Consider the following 17,518-nt stretch of genomic DNA (forward strand, 5'->3'; position numbering starts at 1 on the left):
ATGAACTTCCCGCTTCTGACGGTCACGGCCGCGGTGCCCGCGGTCGGCGCGATCCTGACGGCGGCCGTCCCGGCCACCCGCCGGACCGCCGCCAAGTGGCTCGCGCTGCTCTTCTCCCTGGCCACACTGGCCCTCGCCGTGCTCATCGCCGTCCGCTTCGAACCCGGCGGCGACCGCTACCAGCTCACCGAGTCCCGGCCGTGGATCGCCGACTTCGGCGTCCGCTACGAGCTGGGCGTGGACGGGATCGCCGTGGTCCTCATCGGACTCACCGCGCTGCTGATCCCCTTCGTCATCGCGGCCGGCTGGCACGACGCCGACCCCCTGGAGACGAGCTCCAAGCGCTGGCGCCCGACCCAGGGCTTCTTCGCCCTGATCCTGATGGTCGAGGCGATGGTGATCATCTCCTTCGAGGCCACCGACGTCTTCCTCTTCTACATCTTCTTCGAAGCCATGCTCATCCCGATGTACTTCCTCATCGGCGGCTTCGGGGACCGGGCCCACTCGGGCAGCGACGAGAACGCGGCCGCCCAGCGCAGCTACGCGGCGGTCAAGTTCCTGCTCTACAACCTCGTCGGCGGCCTGATCATGCTGGCCGCGGTCATCGGCCTGTACGTCGTCGCCGGCAACTTCTCGCTCCAGGAGATCACCGCCGCCCGCGCCGCGGGCACCCTGGACATGGCGACCAACACCGAGCGGCTGCTGTTCCTCGGCTTCTTCTTCGCCTTCGCGGTGAAGGCCCCGTTGTGGCCGCTGCACACGTGGCTGCCGAACGCGATGGGCGAGTCCACCGCCCCGGTCGCCGTGCTGATCACCGCGGTCGTCGACAAGGTCGGCACCTTCGCAATGCTCCGCTTCTGCCTCGGGCTCTTCCCCGACGCCAGCAAGTGGGCCACGCCGGTGATCCTCGTACTGGCCCTGATCTCGATCGTCTACGGGGCCCTGGTGGCCGTCGGCCAGCGGGACATCAAGCGGCTGGTGGCCTACGCCTCCATCTCGCACTTCGGCTTCATCATCCTGGGCATCTTCGCGATGACCTCCCAGGGACAGTCCGGCGCCACCCTCTACATGGTCAACCACGGCCTGTCGACGGCGGCGTTGATGCTGGTGGCCGGCTTCCTCATCTCGCGGCGCGGCTCGCGGCTCATCGCCGACTACGGCGGCGTCCAGAAGGTGGCCCCGGTCCTCGCCGGGACGTTCCTGATCGGCGGCCTCGCCACCCTCTCGCTGCCGGGCCTCGCGCCCTTCGTCAGCGAGTTCCTGGTCCTGGTCGGCACCTTCGCCCGCTACCCGGTCGTCGGGATCATCGCCACCCTCGGCATCGTGCTGGCCGCGCTCTACACGCTGGTGCTGTACCAGCGCACGATGACCGGCCCGGTCAAGGAGGAGGTCCGCACCATGCCGGACCTGCGCCTGCGCGAGGTACTGGTGGTCGCCCCGCTGATCGCGCTGCTGATCGGGCTGGGCGTCTACCCGAAGGTCCTCACCGACATCGTCAACCCGGCGGTGGAGCACACCATGTCGGACGTGAAGCAGACGGACCCGCAGCCCGAGGTCGCCGTCGAAGCCAAGAACGGGGAGGAGGCGAAGTGAGCACCCCGACTTTCGCCCACAGCCTGTGGACACTGGCGGCCGACACGCCGGCCGACCGCATCCCGGCGCCCACCATCGAGTACGCCCAGCTCGCTCCCACGCTGATCGTGGTGGGCGCGGCCGTCGTCGGGATCCTCGTGGAGGCCTTCGTGCCCCGCAGGTCCCGCTACTACGTGCAGGTCTTCCTCACCCTGGCCGCGCTGGCCTCGGCCTTCGCCGCGGTGGTCGGCCTCGCGGCCGGCGGGTACGGCTCCTCCAAGGCCCAGGTCGCCGCGATGGGCGCCATCGCCGTGGACGGCCCCGCCCTCTTCCTGCAGGGCACGATCCTGCTGGCCTCGGTCGTCGCCGTCTTCACCTTCGCCGAGCGGCGGCTGGACCCGGCCGCGCACGGCAACCGGGTGGACTCCTTCGCCGCCCAGGCCGCGTCGGTACCGGGCAGCGACAGCGAGAAGGCCGCCGTCAAGGCGGGCTTCACCACCACCGAGGTCTTCCCGCTGGCCCTGTTCGCGATCGCCGGCATGCTGATCTTCCCGGCGGCCAACGACCTGCTGACACTGTTCGTGGCCCTGGAGGTCTTCTCCCTCCCGCTGTACCTGCTCTGCGCCGTCGCCCGCCGCCAGCGGCTGATGTCGCAGGAGGCCGCGGTAAAGTACTTCCTGCTGGGCGCCTTCTCCTCGGCCTTCCTGCTCTTCGGCATCGCGCTGCTCTACGGCTACGCGGGCTCCATGTCGTACGCGGTGATCGCCGACGTGGTCGACGGCACGGTCACGAAGATCGACCCGGCGCTGGCCGGCACCATGGGCAACGACGCGCTGCTGCTCATGGGCGGTGCGCTGATCCTGACGGGTCTGCTCTTCAAGGTCGGTGCGGTCCCCTTCCACATGTGGACCCCGGACGTCTACCAGGGCGCTCCGACCCCGGTGACCGGCTTCATGGCGGCGGCGACGAAGGTGGCCGCCTTCGGCGCCCTGCTGCGGCTGCTGTACGTGGTCCTGCCCGGCCTGCGCTGGGACTGGCGTCCGGTGATGTGGGCGGTGGCCATCGTCACGATGCTGGCGGGTGCGGTGATCGCCGTGACCCAGACGGACGTCAAGCGGCTCCTGGCGTACTCCTCCGTCGCGCACGCCGGCTTCATCCTGGCCGGTGTGATCGCGACGTCCGCGGAGGGGGTCCAGTCCGTCCTCTTCTACCTGGCCGCCTACTCCTTCGTGACGATCGGCGCGTTCGCGGTGGTCACGCTGGTGCGCGACGCGGGCGGCGAGGCGACGCACCTGTCCAAGTGGGCCGGCCTGGGGCGGCGTTCGCCGCTGACGGCGGCCGTCTTCGCGGTGTTCCTGCTCGCCTTCGCCGGCATTCCGCTCACCTCGGGCTTCACCGGCAAGTTCGCCGTGTTCAGCGCGGCGGCGGAGGGCGGCGCGGGAGCGCTGGTCGTGATCGGCGTCCTGTCGTCCGCGATCGCCGCGTTCTTCTACATCCGGGTGATCGTGCTGATGTTCTTCAGCGAGCCGAAGGCCGACGGCCCGACGGTGGCCGTTCCCTCGCCGCTGACGATGACGACCATCGCCGTGGGCGTCGCGGTCACCCTGGTCCTGGGCCTCGCGCCACAGTACTTCCTGGAACTGGCGGGGCAGGCGAGCACCTTCGTCCGCTGACCGGTCCGCCGCACAGGCCGAGGGCCCGGCCCCCTTCGGGGGGCCGGGCCCTCGGCCTGTGGTGCTGGGTCCCCGGACGGTGCCTGGGGGTGATCGCCGTGAGGTCGACATCGATGGTGAACGGTACGGAGCCTTCAGGGTCGTGGAAGATCCCCGATCACGTACGGCACTTGACCGCGTAGGCGGGCGGGTGGTCCGTGCCGACCGGGCCGCGGGGAAGCAACCGGTCCAGCCACTTCGGCAGCCACCAGTTGGTCCGGCCGAGCAGTGTCATGGTCGCCGGTACCAGCACCATGCGTACGACCGTGGCGTCGATGAAGATCGCGGTGGCCAGGCCGAGCCCGAACATCTTGGCGGAGGGGTCGTCGGCGACGGCGAAGGACAGGAAGACCGCCACCATGATGAGGGCGGCCGAGGTGATGATCCGGGCGGTGCGCGAGATGCCCTCGACGATCGCCGTGCTGTTGTCGCCGGTGCGCAGGTACTCCTCGCGTACGTGGGAGAGGAGAAACACCTCGTAGTCCATCGACAGGCCGAACAGGATGGCGAAGAGGAACATCGGGATGAACGACACGATCGGAACCGGCGCCTCAAGCCCGATGAGGGCGCCTCCCCAGCCCCACTGGAAGACCGCGACCATGATGCCGTAGGACGCGCCGATGCTCAGCAGATTCAGCAGTACCGCCTTGAGCGGTACGAGTATCGAGCGGAAGACCAGCATCAGCAGCAGGAAGGACATCGCCAGCACGGCGGCGACGAACACCGGCAGGCGTTGGCTGGTGCGCCGGCCCACATCGGACAGGCTCGCGGCGGCGCCGCCGACGTGGGCCCTGGCCGGGCCGTCCCCGATCGCCGTGGGCAGCACGTCGGTCCGCAGCCGGGCGATGGTGTCGGCCGTGGCATTGTCCTGAGGGCTGGTGGTCGGGAACACCACGAGGGTCGCGATGCCGGTGTCCCGATCGATGTGCGTCGGCGTGACGGACGCTATGCCCGGATCCGCCGCCACCGCCCCGACGAGTCGGTCCAGCACTCCCGGATCACCGGCGGGGTCCGCGGCGATGACGAGGGGACCGTTGGTGCCCGGGCCGAACCCGTCGGCGACGAGGTCGTAGGCCCGGCGCTCGGTACGGCTGTGGGGCAGCGAGCCGTCGTCGGGCAGGCCGACGCGCAGGCCGAGCACGGGCAGCGTCGCGGTCAGCAGCAGCCCCGCCGCGCCGACCGCGTACGGCACCGGGTGCCGGCCGACGTGTCCGATCCAGCGACGCCACCCGGTGGCGTGGGCGGCACCTGCCGCCGGGTCCCGCCGCTGTGCGAGCCGGCCCGGCTTCCCGGTCCGCAGAGCCCGGCCGATCCGGCTGACCCGGCCGGCCCGGCCCAGGCGCGGGCCCGCCGCGCCGAGGAAGGCCGGCAGCAGCGTCACCGACGCGAGCACCATCGTCAGGACGACGATCGAGACGGCAACCCCGCCCACCGTCATGAACGGCACGTTCGCGACCGCCAGGCCGAGGATCGACACGACGACGATGCCGCCGGCGAAGACCACCGGCCGCCCCGCCGTTGCCACCGCTCGTCCGGCCGCCGCCTGCGGATCGAGCCCGCACGCGAGGTACTCCCGGTGTCTGGCGAGCACGAACAGCGCGTAGTCGATGCCCACTCCGAGCCCCACCATGCTGCCCAGGACCGGTGCGAAGGCGGGGACGTCCGTCACTCCCGCCAGTACCGTCATCGTGGCGACCCCGACGGTCAGCCCGAAGACCGCCATGCCGATCGGCAGCGCGGCGGCGACGAGCGAACCGAACGCCAGGAACAGGATCGCGGCCGCGGCGAGGAGGCCGATCAGCTCGCTCACGCCGCCGCCGGGGTCGGAGAAGGCGTAGAAGAGGTTCCCGCCCATCTCGACGCGCAGGGGCAGTTCGGCGCGCAGCCGGTCGCCGAGTTCGACGAGGGCATCGAGGTCCTCGGCCGACAGCCGGCTCTGGTCGGGGTACTGCACCCGGACGACCGCGATCCGTCCGTCGGCCGACACGAGGCCGCCGCGCACGGCGGTGTCCCCGCCCGCGTCGAGCGCCCCCGCCGGGTCGCTCGCGCCGAGCACGTGCGGCAGCCGCTGCACCTCGCCCCGCAGCCGAGTGAGAGCGGTGCGCGCGCCGTCGTCGTCGAAGAACGTCACACCCTCGTCGACCGGGGTGACGACCACTTGGGCGGTCATCCCCTCCTGGCCGGTGCCGGCCCGCTCGATCAGTTCAGCGGCCCGCTGTGAGTCCAGTCCCGGAGCGGTCATCGAGTCCGCGGTCCGCCCGCCGAAGGCGACGGCGGCGAGGACGGCGAGCGTGGCGATGATCAGCCATGCCGCGATCACCCGCCAGGGATGGCGGGCGGCGCTTGCGCCCACGCGCAACAGGGCTTTCGAGAGCATCGGGTCCTCCAACCACGTCGTCGGCCGTCCTTGCACGGCCGCCGATGCCGAGACTCGCCGCCACGGCGCTCCGCGGCATCGGCCCGCGGGCCGCGGATCCGTCGGCCCCGGGGCGGAGTGACGACCCGTCCTTTCGGCCGATGCGCGGCGCGCCGCGGTCCCTAGGCTGAGAACCGTGCTCCGAGACGACCTGAGAACCCTGTGGACCGAACCCCGCCCGCCCGACGCGCCCGCCCGGGTGCGGCGGGACTGGGTACTGCTCGCCGCGGGCCTCGCCGGTGTGGCGCTGGAGGCCATCCTGCGCGAGGACGTCGTGTGGCGGCCGGTGGCGGTGGTGTTCGCCGTATGGCTGTGCCTGCTGACCCTGTGGCGCCGGACCCGCCCGCTGGCGGCGGTGACGCTGGCGTTCGGCTCGGTGGTCCTGCTTCCGGTGGCCTCGCTCGTCGCCGCGCCGCGCGAGCCCGTCGGCCTGTACACCGGCGCGGTCGTGCTCGTGCTGGTGTACGCGCTGCCCCGGTGGGGATCGGGACGCGAGATCGTGCTGGGCGGCGCGGTGATCCTCGCGGTCGGCGGGCTGTGTTCCGTCATGGACGAGACCCCGGTCGTCGAGAACGTCGTGGGCTTCGCCTTCCTGCTGCTGCCCGGCGTGGCCGGGGCTGCCGTGCGGTTCCGGGTGACCGCTCGCGAGCGGCAGTTGGACCAGGTGCGCTCCCGCGAGCGCGAACAGCTCGCCCGGGAACTGCACGACACGGTGGCCCACCACGTGTCGGCCATGGTGATCATCGCCCAGGCGGGCCGGGTGCTCGCGGGCACCGACCCGTCCGCCGCCGTCGAGGCACTGGAGGGGGTCGAGGAGGAAGGGGCGCGCACGCTGGAGGAAATGCGCGCCATGGTCGCCACGCTGCGCGACCGCGGGGTCGGGGCCGAGCTGGCGCCCCCTGCCGGAGTCGCGGATCTGGAGCGCCTGGTGCGCACCCCGGGTGGTCGCCTCAGGGTCGACCTGGGGCTCGACGGCGAACTGGACGCACTGCCCCCGGCCGTCGACGCGGCCGTCTACCGGATCGTGCAGGAGTCGGTGACCAACGCGCTGCGCCATGCGGTCGACGCGACCGAGCTGGTCGTCCGGGTCGCCGCGGAACGGCACACGGTACGGGTGAGCGTGCGCGACGACGGCCGGCGCACCGGCCGGGGTCGCGACGGATACGGACTCACCGGATTGCGCGAGCGCGCGACGCTGCTCGGCGGCACACTACGAGCCGGCCCGGGTACCGACCGGGGCTGGCATGTCGACGCCGAACTGCCGAGAGCGAGGAGCGAGAGCGGTGTCCATTCGCGTGCTCGTCGCTGACGACCAGACGATCATCCGCACCGGGTTGCGGATCATACTGAACGCCCAGCCCGGCATCGAGGTGGTCGGCGAGGCCGCCGACGGGCGGGAGGCGGTACGTCTCGCCCGCGAACTGCGCCCCGAAGTCTGCCTGTTCGACATCCGCATGCCCGTACTCGACGGGCTCGGGGCCACCCGGCTGGTCGCCGGCCCGGGCGTCGCCGACCCGCTGGCCGTGGTCGTCATCACCACGTTCGACCTCGACGAGTACGTCTACGGCGCGCTGCGTGCCGGGGCCCGCGGATTCCTCCTCAAGGACACGGGCCCGGACCTTCTGACGCAGGCCGTTCGGTCGGCGTCCGACGGTGAGGCGCTCATCGCGCCCAGCGTCACCGTCCGTCTGCTCCAGGCGTTCGCGGACCTGCCCGCCGGCCGGCCGGTGGCCCAGCCGGTCTCCCCCGTCACCGCCCGCGAGGAGCAGGTGCTCCTCGCCGTCGCTCGCGGGCTGACCAACACCGAGATCGCCGACGCACTGCACATCAGCCTCAGCACGGTGAAGACGCATCTGGCCAGCCTGATGGCCAAACTCGGCGCCCGCAACCGGGTCGAGATCGCGATGTGGGCCTACGAAACGCGCCGTATCCTCCCCGGAACCTGATCCGGCTGCCGGCCATGTGCCAGCCACATCCCATGAGTCCCCACCACCAGGACCACCCGGTGATCACGACTGATACACGCCTGGCGACAGGGCCTGGCTAGTGGCCGTGCGCGTGCGGCGCGGTGGGCGGCTTGCCCGGGGTGGGGGCCTTCCTCGGGCAGGTCAGGGCAGGGTTCCAGTTGTGGAAGCGGCCGGCCGGGTTCTTCTTGTACGCCCACATGTGCAGGTCGTAGTGCTTGGGCATGCCCGCCCAGTGGCCCGGCATGGGGCCGTCGAAGGGCACGCCGAACATGCTCGGCCGGTCGTCGGCGGTCTTCAGGTCCTGGTCCCGGTCGGTGGACATCCACTCCACGGTCTCCAGCCTGCGCAGGCCGTTCTTGTCCTTCTCCCGGCTGTAGAGGAGCGCCGTGGGCCTCGCCGGGTCCTTCGAACCCCAGTTGGCCTGCTTGACGTAGTGGTAGTTCATGGCGCCCACCCCGAACGGGTTGGTCATGCAGTCCTCGCCCTTCGGGACGTACCCGTCCTTGATGGCCTCCCGCTCGTCCGCGTACTTGGCCGTCGCCGCGATCGCCGTCGCCATGTCGCGCATGGCCTTCGCGTTGCGCGGGTCCGGTGCGGGCCCCTCGACCCCGTGGGCCGGGGCCACGGCGGTCAGGCCGAGCGTCACGGCGGCTGCGCAGGTGACGAGGGTCCTCAGGCTGCGTTCGGTCATGGCGGCGGCTCCTCGCGGTGGGGGTAGGGGGTACGGGTTCCCCCTATCCGGTCGTCCGTCCACCATCCCGGCCCGCCGCGCGCGCCGCACGCGGCGGGCCTCCGAACGGGGCCCCGGGGTCCGCCGGTCGGACGCGGGCGTCGGCGCGGGCCGCGTACGCCCGGACGTCCGCGTCGGGGTCGGCGACCGCCGTGGCGAGGGCCGCCCGGGCCTCGGCGGAGTCCCGGTGGGCCAGCAGGGCCAGCACCGCCGCCTTGCGGACGTCCGCGTCGGCGTCGGCCAGGGCTCCCGCCAGGGCCGGCACCGCCGTCCCCGCGGCGGCCGCCGACAGCCCGGCCGCCGCCCCTGCGCGGACCTGCCAGGCCGGATCGGCCAGCGCAGCCACCGCCGTGCGGGCGTACCCGTCCGGGCAGCCGACCGGGGCCAGCGCGGCCATCGCCGCGCCCCGCACCAGCGGGTCGGGGTCCGACAGGAGCGGGTCCAGCGGCTCCGGCGCCGGATTGCGCACCGCGGCGAGGCCCTTGGCGACGGCCACCCGTACCTCGCGGGCCGGGTCGCCGGCGGCCGCGGCCAGTTCCGCCGCCGCGTCCACGGCCACCAGCCCCCGCACCGCGTGGATCCGTACGTCGACGTCCGCGTCCGCGAGCGAGGCCGCGTACAGCCCGGCGTCGCCCAGCCGCAGCGCCCGCAGCGCTTCGAGCGCGGCCGAGCGCACCGCCGGGTCGGCCACGGCCAGGGCCGCCCGCAGGGCCGTACCGAGCTCGGGCCCGCCCGGCAGGACCTCCAGCAGCTCGCGCAAGGCGGCCGCCGCGGCGGCCCGTACGGCCGGGTCGGGATCCGCGAGCCGGGCCGCCAGCGCCGGCCCGGCCCCCGCCGGTACGGTCTCGCCGAGCGCGGCCACGGCCGCCGCGCGCACCCCCGGATCGGAGTCGGCCAGGTACGGCCGCAGGGCCGTGAGGTCCGGGGACTCCTCGGCGAGCGCGAGGAGTTCGAGGATTCGGGGGGAGGCGGCCGTCCCGGCGGCCGGCACACGTCCGGCGTCCGCCGCGCCGGGTGAGCCCTCCCGTGCCGCCGGCGGAGTACGGCGCGGCCCGGCCGTCGCCACCGGCACCAGAGCCACCTCGCCCAGGTGCCGTTCCGGGCCGCCCGGCGGGCTGAAACCCTCCACCGGCACCAGGTACGGCTCCACCGGCCGCGCGGTGAACACCATCGTCCCCGAAGCCGACTTGCGCAGGTCCAGGTGGTGCAGCCAGCGTGTGTCGTCCCGCTCCGGATGGTCGGTCCGCTCGTGGTAGAGGCCCCAGCGGGACTCCGTACGGGCCAGCGAGGCCCGGGCGGCCATCTCCGCGCAGTCCCGGATGAAGGACACCTCCGCACACCGCATCAGCTCGTGCGCGGTGGTGGCCCCCATCCCCTCGATCTCCGCGCTCATCCGGTCGAAGGCCTCCACGGCGAGGGAGAGCTTCGCGCCCGTCTTCGGCGGAGCGACGTAGTCGTTCACGAACCTGCGCAGCTTGTACTCCACCTGCGGCTGCGGCGGCCCGTCCGGATGCCGCAGCGGCCGGTAGACCAGCTCGTGCGCCGCCGCCAGCTGGTCGGCGGGCAGCGCGCCCTCGTAGGGCCGGTACCGGGCGGCGTCCGCGCCCGCCAGGTCACCGAAGACGAACGCGCCGATCATGTAGTTGTGCGGTACGGAGGCCAGGTCACCGGCCGCGTAGAGCCGCGGGACGGTCGTGCGGGCGTGGTCGTCCACCCGGACGCCCGAGGCCGAATGGCCGCCGCACAGGCCGATCTCCGAGATGTGCATCTCGACGTCGTGGGTGCGGTAGTCGTGGCCGCGGTTCGCGTGGAAGGTGCCGCGGGTCGGCCGTTCCGTGGTGTGCAGGATCGATTCGAGGGAGGCCACCGACTCCTCCGGCAGGTGGCTGAGCTTCAGGAACACCGGGCCCCGGTCGGAGGCCAGTTCGGCTGCGAACTCGGACATCATCTGCCCCGACCAGTAGTCGCAGTCCACGAACCGTTCGCCGTGCCGGTTGACCTGGTAGCCCCCGAAGGGGTTCGCGACGTACGCGCACGCCGGCCCGTTGTAGTCCTTGATCAGCGGGTTGATCTGGAAGCACTCGATACCGGTGAGCGCGGCGCCCGCGTGGTACGCCATGGCGTATCCGTCACCGGCGTTGGTCGGGTTCTCGTACGTCCCGTACAGGTAACCGGAGGCCGGGAGCCCGAGCCGCCCGCACGGGCCGGTCGCCAGGATCACCGCCCCCGCGCGCACCGTCACGAAGGCCCCGGTACGGGTGTTGAAGGCCGCCGCGCCGATCGCCCGGCCGTCGTCGGGGGCGGTCAGGACCCGCACCGGCATCACACGGTTCTCGATCCGGATCAGCTCGCGCATCTCCCGGCGCCTCAGCTGCCGGTAGAGGACCTTCTTGACGTCCTTGCCCTCGGGCATGGGCAGAACGTACGAGCCCGAGCGGTGGACCTGGCGCACCGCGTACTCGCCGTGCTCGTCCTTCTCGAACTTCACCCCGTACGACTCCAGGCGCTGCACCATGGCGAAGCCGCGGGTGGCCGTCCGGCGGACCGTGGACTGGTCGACGACGCCGTCGTTGGCGCGGGTGATCTCGGCGACGTAGTCGTCGGGTTCGGCGCGGCCTGGGACGACCGCGTTGTTGACGCCGTCCATGCCCATGGCGAGCGCGCCGGAGTGGCGTACGTGCGCCTTCTCCAGCAGCAGGACGCGTGCCCCGCGCTCGGCGGCGGTCAGCGCCGCCATCGTGCCGGCGGTGCCGCCGCCCACCACGAGGACGTCGCAGGAGATCTCCTCGGCGTCGCCGAGTGCGGGGATGTCCATGGTGCGGCCCTTCAGAGTGAGTCGATGACGTGACGGCGGAGTCCGGGGTGGGTGACGGCCCTGTCCCGGGGAGCCGGTACGGTCACCACCGCTCCGGTGCCGAGCAGGGCGACGCGGTCACCGAGGAACAGCGCCTCGTCCACGTCGTGGGTGACGAACACGACGCTCGCGCCGGTGCCCGCGAGGACGTCCACCAGGAGGTCCTGCATCTCGGCGCGGGTCTGTGCGTCCAGCGCCCCGAACGGCTCGTCCATGAGGACGGCGCGGGGGCGCGCGGCGAGCGCGCGGGCCAGCTGGACGCGTTGGCGCTGCCCGCCCGACAGCTGGTGCGGCAGTTTGCGGGCGTGCCCGGACAGGCCCACGCGCTCCAGCCAGTCCTCGGCGGTGCGGCGCCGTTCGGTGCGCCCCCGGCGCCCGATGGCGAGCGGCAGCTCGACGTTGGCCAGTGCCGTGCGCCAGGGGAGCAGGGCGTCGTCCTGGAAGACCAGCGCCCGGTCGGCGTCCGGCCCGCGGAGCGGGAGGCCGTCCTGTTCCACCACGCCGTCGAGCGGCGCCAGCAGGCCCGCGAGGGTGCGCAGCAGCGTGGACTTGCCGCAGCCGGACGGGCCGACCACGGCGAGCACCTCGCCGGGCTCGACCGTCAGATCGACCCCGTCGAGCACGGTGCTCCCCCGGTGGCCGAGCCGTACGCCGCGCAGCGCGAGCCGCGCTCCGGGCTGCGCGGCAGGCACCGTGGTACCCGGACCGCTCCGCAGGTCCGCAGGGGCCGGGTTCATCGGGTCACCTCTCGGGTCTGTTCGGGCGAGGTCCGGGCCCCGGGCCGCGGGCCGGTCGTGCCGGCCGGACCCGTGGCGGCCGGTGCGGCGCGATCGGCCGGGGCCGGGGCGGTGAGCGGCTCCGGGGACGGGCGGCGCCGGCTGCGCCCTCGCCGGGGCCGGACGGCGGCGGACGGTACGGGGCCGGAGGCGTCGCGCGCGGGGAGCCAGCGCGTCAGGCGGCGCCCGGCCCGCTCCACCGCCGTGGACGTCAGCCAGCCCAGTGCGCCGATGGTGACCATGCCGACGAGGACGCCGGGGTAGTCGACCACCGTGTAGTCCTGCCAGGTCCGGTAGCCGACCCCGTACTCGCCGGAGATCATCTCCGCCGAGATCACGCAGATCCACGAGACGCCGATGCCGACCGACAGGCCGCCGAAGACGCCGGGCAGGGCACCCGGCAGGACCACCGAGAACAGCACCCGCCACCGCCCGCCGCCCATCGTCAGCACGGCCTCCTCCCACACCGGGCTCAGCGCCCGCACCGCGTGCCGGGTCGAGACCACGACGGGGAAGAACGCGGCGGCGAAGGTGATGAAGACGATCCCCTGCTCGTTGGAGGGGAACAGCAGGATCGCCACCGGGACCAGCGCGATGGCCGGGACCGGCCGCGCCACCTCCAGCAGCGGACCCAGCAGGTCCTCCGCGATCCGGGACCGGGCCACCGCCGTGCCCGCCGCGACCCCGAGGACTGCGGCGAGTACGAAGCCCGACACGATCCGGCGCAGGCTGAAGCCCAGGTCCTGCCAGTACGCCGCGGCCCCCGCCCGCTGCCCGAAGGCCGAGGCCACCTCGCCCACCGTCGGGAACTGCTCGAAGCGCAGCCACAGGTTCACGTCGAGGGAGGTCAGCCCCTGCCACAGCAGCAGGGCCGCACCGAGCGAGGCCGCGCGCAGCGCCCACCGGCCGGCGGTCATGACGCCAGGGCTCCGGCCTCGGCGAAGCTCACGATCCGCGCCCCCGACCCCGGGCGGGCGTCGATGTAGGACTTCGCGCCCGCCGGGGTGACGAAGGCCCGCAGCTCCGGCCCCTCGGCGACCCACACGGCCCGGTCGGCGAACCACAGGGTGCCCGTCACCGCGTCCGGGACGTACGCGGCCCTCACCGCGGCGCCGCGGGCCGCCTTCAGCAGCTCGCGCGGCGAATCGAAGGACTGCGTACGGCTCTGGCCCTTCAGCCACAACTCGGCGCGGGCGGGCGCCGCCACCGGCAGGGGCTGCGTGCCCTGCGCCGCCCTCTTCAGCGGCTCCGGATCGACGAACGCGTCCACGTCGACGTCCGGGACCAGACCGGCGTCCTTCAGCACCGGCACGTCCTGCTTCAGCGCGTCGATCAGCTCCGGCCGCAGGGCCGGGTCGAAGGTGGCGATGCCGTTCGCCCCGTTGTAGAGGTACACCACCTCCGCCGGGAGTCCCGTCTCCTTCGCCACCGACTCGGCCGCTGCCACGGGCTCCGCGCGCAGGTGGTCGGTGGCCCGGCGCTGGGCGCGCAGGAAGTCCTCCAGCACCCCGGACCGTTCCTTCGCGAACCTCTCGCGGACCGTGACCCCGTGGAAGGTCGGCAGGTTCAGCTCGGCGCCGTCGTACAGGGCCTTCGCCCGCCCTTCGAAGGCCAGCTGCCCGGGCCATGCCACGAACTGCGAGAGGGCGTCCACGCTGCCCGCCTGGAGGGCCGAAGCGCCCACGCTGGGTTGCTGGTTGAGCTTCTCGATCCCGCTCGACGGGTCGATCCCGGCACGTCGCAGCGCCCGCTGGAGCGTCCCGTCGGCGGCGGATCCGACACTGGTCGACACCTTCTTGCCGCGCAGGTCGGCCAGCGACTCCAGTGTCGAACCGGGCGCCGTGACGACGGTGTTGAGGCCTCCGCGCAGGTTGTAGCCGGTCACCGCGACGAGCCGGGTGGGCTGTTTCAGCTCCTTGCCACGGGCGGCGTTGATGAGGAGCGGGAAGTCGCCCATCGAACCTATGTCGATCTTCCCGGCGGTCATCTGCGCGGTGATCGGGGCGCCGGTGGCGTAGTCCTGCCAGTCCACCTTGTAGGTCACGCCGTCCTTCGCGCCGCGCGCCGCGAGTTCCTGCTCGAAGTAGCCGAGGGAGCGCAGCAGGGTGCCGGCGGTGACGGTGTTGATGGTCTTGGACTGGTAGCCGACGGTCACCGTGACCGTCCTGGAGCCGGTGGCCCCGGCGGAGCCGGTGCAGGCCGTGGCGAGGGGAGCCAGCAGCAGGGCGAGCGCGAGCGGCGCGACTGCTTTCGTACGCATGGGTGGGGGACCTTTCACCGGAGCAGGTAGGGCATGTTGACGGTGACCGCGCCGGTGGGACAGCGGGCGGCGCAGGGGCCGCAGTACCAGCACTCGTCCACGTGCATGTAGGCCTTGCCGTCCTCCTCGCGGATCGCGAGCGAGTCGAGCGGACACATGTCGACGCAGAGGGTGCAGCCCTCGATGCACAGGGACTCGTCGATGGTCACGGGCACGTCGCCGCGCTGGGGGACCAGAGGCATGGCTGTCTCCAGGAAGGTCGGTACGCAAGGGGTTAAGCGGGAGTCCGCAGCGAACGCCGCAGCAGGCCGCTCATGGTGATCCGGTCACCGCGGAAGCGGATGAACTCCAGGTCCACGGGCCGCCCGTCGGCGAGGTGGGTGAGCCGCTCCAGCATCAGGACGGCGGCGCCGCGCGGGGCCTGGAGCACGGCGGCGGAGTGCGCGTCGGCGTTGACGGCTTCGAGGGTGATCTCGGCGTGGCCGAGGGCCTGTCCGGTCTGCTGCTCCAGCAGCCGGAAGACGTCGGTGTTCTTCAGGTCGCAGCCCAGCAGCGCCGAGCCGATGTCCAGGGGGACGTAGGTGAGGTCGAGGGAGAGCGGCAGCCCGCCCAGGCGTCGCAGCCGCTCGATGTAGAGCACTTCGGTGTGCTCGGGCAGGCCCAGCCGGTGGGCGACCGGTGCGGGCGCCGGCACCGGGCCGGCGGTGCGGACCTCGTTGGTGACGGTGCCGTGCTCGTGCAGGGTCTCGGCGAGCCCCTGCAGCCGGTCGAGGCCGTGCGGGTACTTCTCGCAGACGACGACGGTGCCCACGCCGGGCTGCCGTTCCACCAGCCGTTCGCCGCGCAGCAGGTCGAGTGCCTGGCGGACGGTGTTGCGGCTGCTCCGGTAGTCGGCGGCGAGGGTGTTCTCCAGCGGGAGGATCCCGGTGGGGAAGGCGCCGGTGAGGATCTGGTGGCGCAGCAGGTCGGCGAGCTGCCGCGCCTGGTCCGCGCGCAGTCTCCGCCGCCGCGCGGCGTGTTCGAGGCTGCGTTCGGCTGGCATGGCAGGGAACATACCGACGACCCGCACGCGGTGGTGTTGCGGCAGTATTGCGCCACCGCAGAGCTCTGCGGACCCCTCGGTGACCTGCGGTTTCGGCGGGGTGGCGGAAAGATCCGCCACCCCGCCGACCAAGGGGTGGACTACACGGCCGTTCCAGGTGAGCTCCAGCAGCGAGCCGCGCTGGCCGACCTCGGGGCCGCTGACGGTGCCGGAGCCGAAGACGTCGCCGGTGCGCAGGGAGGCGCCGTTGACGGTCATGTGCGCGAGCTGCTGGGCGGCGGTCCAGTACATCGTCGCGAACGGCGGCTGCGCCACCTCCTGCCCGTTGATGGAGACGGTGATGTGCAGGTCGAAGCCGCCGGGGCGGTCGACGGCCGCGTCGTCCAGGTACGGCAGGAGCGGGAAGTCGCGGGCGGGCGGGGCCACGCGGGCGGCGTCCAGGGCCTCCAGCGGGGTGACCCAGGGGGAGACGGAGGTGGCGAAGGACTTGCCGAGGAAGGGGCCGAGCGGCACGTACTCCCAGGCCTGGATGTCCCGCGCCGACCAGTCGTTGAGCAGGAAGAGTCCGAACACGTGGTCCTCGAAGGCGCCCAGCGGCACGGGACGGCCCAGCTCGGACGGAGTGCCGACGACGAAGCCGACCTCGGCCTCGATGTCGAGCTTGACGGACGGACCGAAGACGGGCGCCGGGTCGGTGGGCGCCTTGCGCTGCCCGCAGGGGCGCACGACGTCCGTCCCGGAGACCACGATCGTGCCGGAGCGGCCGTGGTAACCGATGGGCAGGTGCTTCCAGTTGGGGGTCAGCGCGTCACCGTCGGGGCGGAACATGCGGCCGACGTTGGTGGCGTGGTGCTCGCTCGCGTAGAAGTCGACGTAGTCGGCGACCTCGTACGGCAGGTGCAGCGTGACCTCGTCCAGCGGCAGCAGGTGCGGCTCGACGGTGGGGCGGTGGCCGGGGTCGGTCACCCAGGCGGTCAGCGCGCGCCGCACGTCGCGCCAGGCGGTGCGCCCGGCGGCCAGCAGGGGGTTGAGGGAGGACCGGCCGAGCAGCCCGGCGTACGGGGAGCCGAGCGCGAGCGCGGCCGCCCCCGCGTCGAGCACGTGTCCGCCGATGCGCACGCCGATCCGGCGGCGCTCCTCGCCGGCGGTGGAGAAGACGCCGTAGGGGAGGTTGTGCGGCCCGAACGGGTCGCCCTCGGGGACATCGAGGGGGCTCTGCTGGGGCATGGGGTACTGCCTCGCTTTCGACGCGGTCCGGGGGTGTCCCGGGGGCTGGTTGACACGTTACGTGGCTGAGGGGGCGCGTGGGAGGCCGGATTCGCGCTCTATTTGTAGGACTTGTCCAAAGGGGTCCGTATCCTTGGCGCCGTGACTTCCGCGCCTCTTCCGGCCCTCCCTCATGCCTTGATCGCCACCGACCTGGACGGGACTCTGCTGCGTGCCGGGGACACCGTTTCAGCCCGTTCCCACAAGGCTCTCGACGCGGCCCGCGCGGCCGGTGCCCGGCACATCATCGTCACCGGCCGTCCCGTCCCACAGGTCCGACACGTCTTCGACGGCCTCGGCTACACAGGGCTCGCGGTGTGCGCGCAGGGCGCGCAGGTGTACGACGCGGCGCGCGACAGGCTGCTGCACTCCGTGTCCATGGACCGGGAGCTGGCGGAGGTCGCCCTCGGCAAGATCGAGGCGGAGGTGGGCGAGGTCTACGCGGCGGTCAACCAGGAGGGCCTGGACGCGGAGATGCTGATGGGCCCCGGCTACCGGATGTGGCACCCGCACCTGCCGACGGTGCGGGTGGCCCGCCGCTCGCGCCTGTGGTCGGCGCCGATCAACAAGGTGCTGCTCCAGCACCCGGAGCTGGACGACGACGAGCTGACGCGGGTGGCACGGCAGGTGGTCGGAGACCTGGTGAACGTCACCATGGCGGGCGAGCACACGGTGGAGCTCCAGCCGCCGGGCATCGACAAGGCCAGCGGGCTCGCGCGGGCGGCGGAGGTCCTGGGGGCGTCCCCGGCCGGGACGATCGCCTTCGGGGACATGCCGAACGACGTGCCGATGTTCGCGTGGGCCGGGTACGGCGTGGCCATGGCCAATTCCCACCGCGAGCTGGTGGCCGTCGCCGACGAGGTGACCCTGTCGAACGAGGCGGACGGCGTCGCGGTGGTCCTGGAGCGGCTCTACGGCTGACC

13 protein-coding genes and 1 pseudogene are annotated in these 17,518 nt (G+C 72.8%); 5 read left to right on the plus strand and 9 right to left on the minus strand.

The window, feature by feature from the left end; all coding sequences use genetic code 11:
* A complete protein-coding gene (locus tag IF89_RS0127380; RefSeq protein WP_030773590.1) occupies nucleotides 1-1,593 on the plus strand; it encodes an NADH-quinone oxidoreductase subunit M in 1,593 nt (530 codons plus the stop codon).
* Entirely contained in the window at nucleotides 1,590-3,245 is a 1,656-nt protein-coding gene (nuoN, locus tag IF89_RS0127385) for an NADH-quinone oxidoreductase subunit NuoN (RefSeq protein WP_043194474.1), read from the plus strand. The genes IF89_RS0127380 and nuoN overlap by 4 nt, the downstream gene beginning before the upstream one ends.
* A gap of 157 nt (nucleotides 3,246-3,402) precedes the next feature.
* Here nuoN and IF89_RS0127390 read toward each other — a convergent pair whose 3' ends face one another.
* A complete protein-coding gene (locus IF89_RS0127390; protein WP_051807721.1) occupies nucleotides 3,403-5,661 on the minus strand; it encodes an MMPL family transporter in 2,259 nt (752 codons plus the stop codon).
* Nucleotides 5,662-5,836: 175 nt separating this feature from the next.
* On the opposite strand from IF89_RS0127390, the gene IF89_RS0127395 reads away from it, so the two are divergent.
* The gene (locus tag IF89_RS0127395; RefSeq protein ID WP_030773599.1) at nucleotides 5,837-7,009 is read left to right on the plus strand and encodes a sensor histidine kinase; all 1,173 of its coding nucleotides are present in this window, start codon (nucleotides 5,837-5,839) and stop codon (nucleotides 7,007-7,009) included.
* Nucleotides 6,984-7,646 carry a response regulator gene (locus IF89_RS0127400; RefSeq protein ID WP_030773603.1) on the plus strand — a complete coding sequence of 221 codons (663 nt, stop codon included), beginning with the start codon at nucleotides 6,984-6,986 and terminating at the stop codon, nucleotides 7,644-7,646. Before IF89_RS0127395 ends, IF89_RS0127400 begins: the two co-directional genes overlap by 26 nt.
* 97 nt (nucleotides 7,647-7,743) lie before the next feature.
* Here the strand turns inward: IF89_RS0127400 and IF89_RS0127405 are convergent, their stop codons facing one another.
* The 8 genes and pseudogenes from IF89_RS0127405 to fahA all read right to left on the minus strand — a co-directional run.
* Entirely contained in the window at nucleotides 7,744-8,358 is a 615-nt protein-coding gene (locus IF89_RS0127405; protein WP_030773606.1) for a hypothetical protein, read from the minus strand.
* A gap of 43 nt (nucleotides 8,359-8,401) precedes the next feature.
* Nucleotides 8,402-11,212 (minus strand): fumarate reductase/succinate dehydrogenase flavoprotein subunit, encoded by a 2,811-nt coding sequence (locus tag IF89_RS0127410; protein ID WP_078628553.1) that lies wholly within the window; start codon nucleotides 11,210-11,212, stop codon nucleotides 8,402-8,404.
* An 11-nt stretch (nucleotides 11,213-11,223) separates the two neighbouring features.
* Nucleotides 11,224-11,988, minus strand: coding sequence for an ABC transporter ATP-binding protein (locus IF89_RS0127415; protein ID WP_078628554.1), 765 nt, complete (start codon nucleotides 11,986-11,988; stop codon nucleotides 11,224-11,226).
* The gene (locus IF89_RS0127420; RefSeq protein WP_043194475.1) at nucleotides 11,985-12,944 is read right to left on the minus strand and encodes an ABC transporter permease; all 960 of its coding nucleotides are present in this window, start codon (nucleotides 12,942-12,944) and stop codon (nucleotides 11,985-11,987) included. Before IF89_RS0127420 ends, IF89_RS0127415 begins: the two co-directional genes overlap by 4 nt.
* A complete protein-coding gene (locus IF89_RS0127425; protein WP_030773616.1) occupies nucleotides 12,941-14,287 on the minus strand; it encodes an ABC transporter substrate-binding protein in 1,347 nt (448 codons plus the stop codon). Before IF89_RS0127425 ends, IF89_RS0127420 begins: the two co-directional genes overlap by 4 nt.
* A gap of 14 nt (nucleotides 14,288-14,301) precedes the next feature.
* Nucleotides 14,302-14,529 carry a 4Fe-4S dicluster domain-containing protein gene (locus IF89_RS0127430; RefSeq protein WP_030773618.1) on the minus strand — a complete coding sequence of 76 codons (228 nt, stop codon included), beginning with the start codon at nucleotides 14,527-14,529 and terminating at the stop codon, nucleotides 14,302-14,304.
* Between the two features lie 32 nt (nucleotides 14,530-14,561).
* Entirely contained in the window at nucleotides 14,562-15,341 is a 780-nt protein-coding gene (locus tag IF89_RS47885) for a GntR family transcriptional regulator (protein WP_324605364.1), read from the minus strand.
* Nucleotides 15,342-15,473: 132 nt separating this feature from the next.
* A pseudogene (gene fahA, locus IF89_RS47890) lies at nucleotides 15,474-16,556 on the minus strand (fumarylacetoacetase); the annotation flags it as partial.
* A gap of 141 nt (nucleotides 16,557-16,697) precedes the next feature.
* On the opposite strand from fahA, the gene IF89_RS0127440 reads away from it, so the two are divergent.
* Nucleotides 16,698-17,516: an HAD family hydrolase gene (locus IF89_RS0127440; RefSeq protein ID WP_030773622.1), complete on the plus strand. Its 819-nt coding sequence runs from the start codon at nucleotides 16,698-16,700 to the stop codon at nucleotides 17,514-17,516.
* The last annotated feature ends 2 nt before the right edge of the window (nucleotides 17,517-17,518 follow it).

The organism is Streptomyces sp. NRRL F-2664 (assembly GCF_000719345.1).
Taxonomy (GTDB): Bacteria; Actinomycetota; Actinomycetes; order Streptomycetales; family Streptomycetaceae; genus Streptomyces.

What these genes read in the sequence shown, in the direction of transcription:
- IF89_RS0127380 (WP_030773590.1), top strand. Translation starts at nt 1, where the DNA reads ATGAACTTCCCGCTTCTGACGGTCACGGCCGCGGTGCCCGCGGTCGGC.
- IF89_RS0127390 (WP_051807721.1), bottom strand. Translation starts at nt 5,661, where the DNA reads ATGCTCTCGAAAGCCCTGTTGCGCGTGGGCGCAAGCGCCGCCCGCCAT.
- IF89_RS0127405 (WP_030773606.1), bottom strand. Translation starts at nt 8,358, where the DNA reads ATGACCGAACGCAGCCTGAGGACCCTCGTCACCTGCGCAGCCGCCGTG.
- IF89_RS0127410 (WP_078628553.1), bottom strand. Translation starts at nt 11,212, where the DNA reads ATGGACATCCCCGCACTCGGCGACGCCGAGGAGATCTCCTGCGACGTC.
- IF89_RS0127415 (WP_078628554.1), bottom strand. Translation starts at nt 11,988, where the DNA reads ATGAACCCGGCCCCTGCGGACCTGCGGAGCGGTCCGGGTACCACGGTG.
- IF89_RS0127420 (WP_043194475.1), bottom strand. Translation starts at nt 12,944, where the DNA reads ATGACCGCCGGCCGGTGGGCGCTGCGCGCGGCCTCGCTCGGTGCGGCC.
- IF89_RS0127425 (WP_030773616.1), bottom strand. Translation starts at nt 14,287, where the DNA reads ATGCGTACGAAAGCAGTCGCGCCGCTCGCGCTCGCCCTGCTGCTGGCT.
- IF89_RS0127430 (WP_030773618.1), bottom strand. Translation starts at nt 14,529, where the DNA reads ATGCCTCTGGTCCCCCAGCGCGGCGACGTGCCCGTGACCATCGACGAG.
- IF89_RS47885 (WP_324605364.1), bottom strand. Translation starts at nt 15,341, where the DNA reads ATGTTCCCTGCCATGCCAGCCGAACGCAGCCTCGAACACGCCGCGCGG.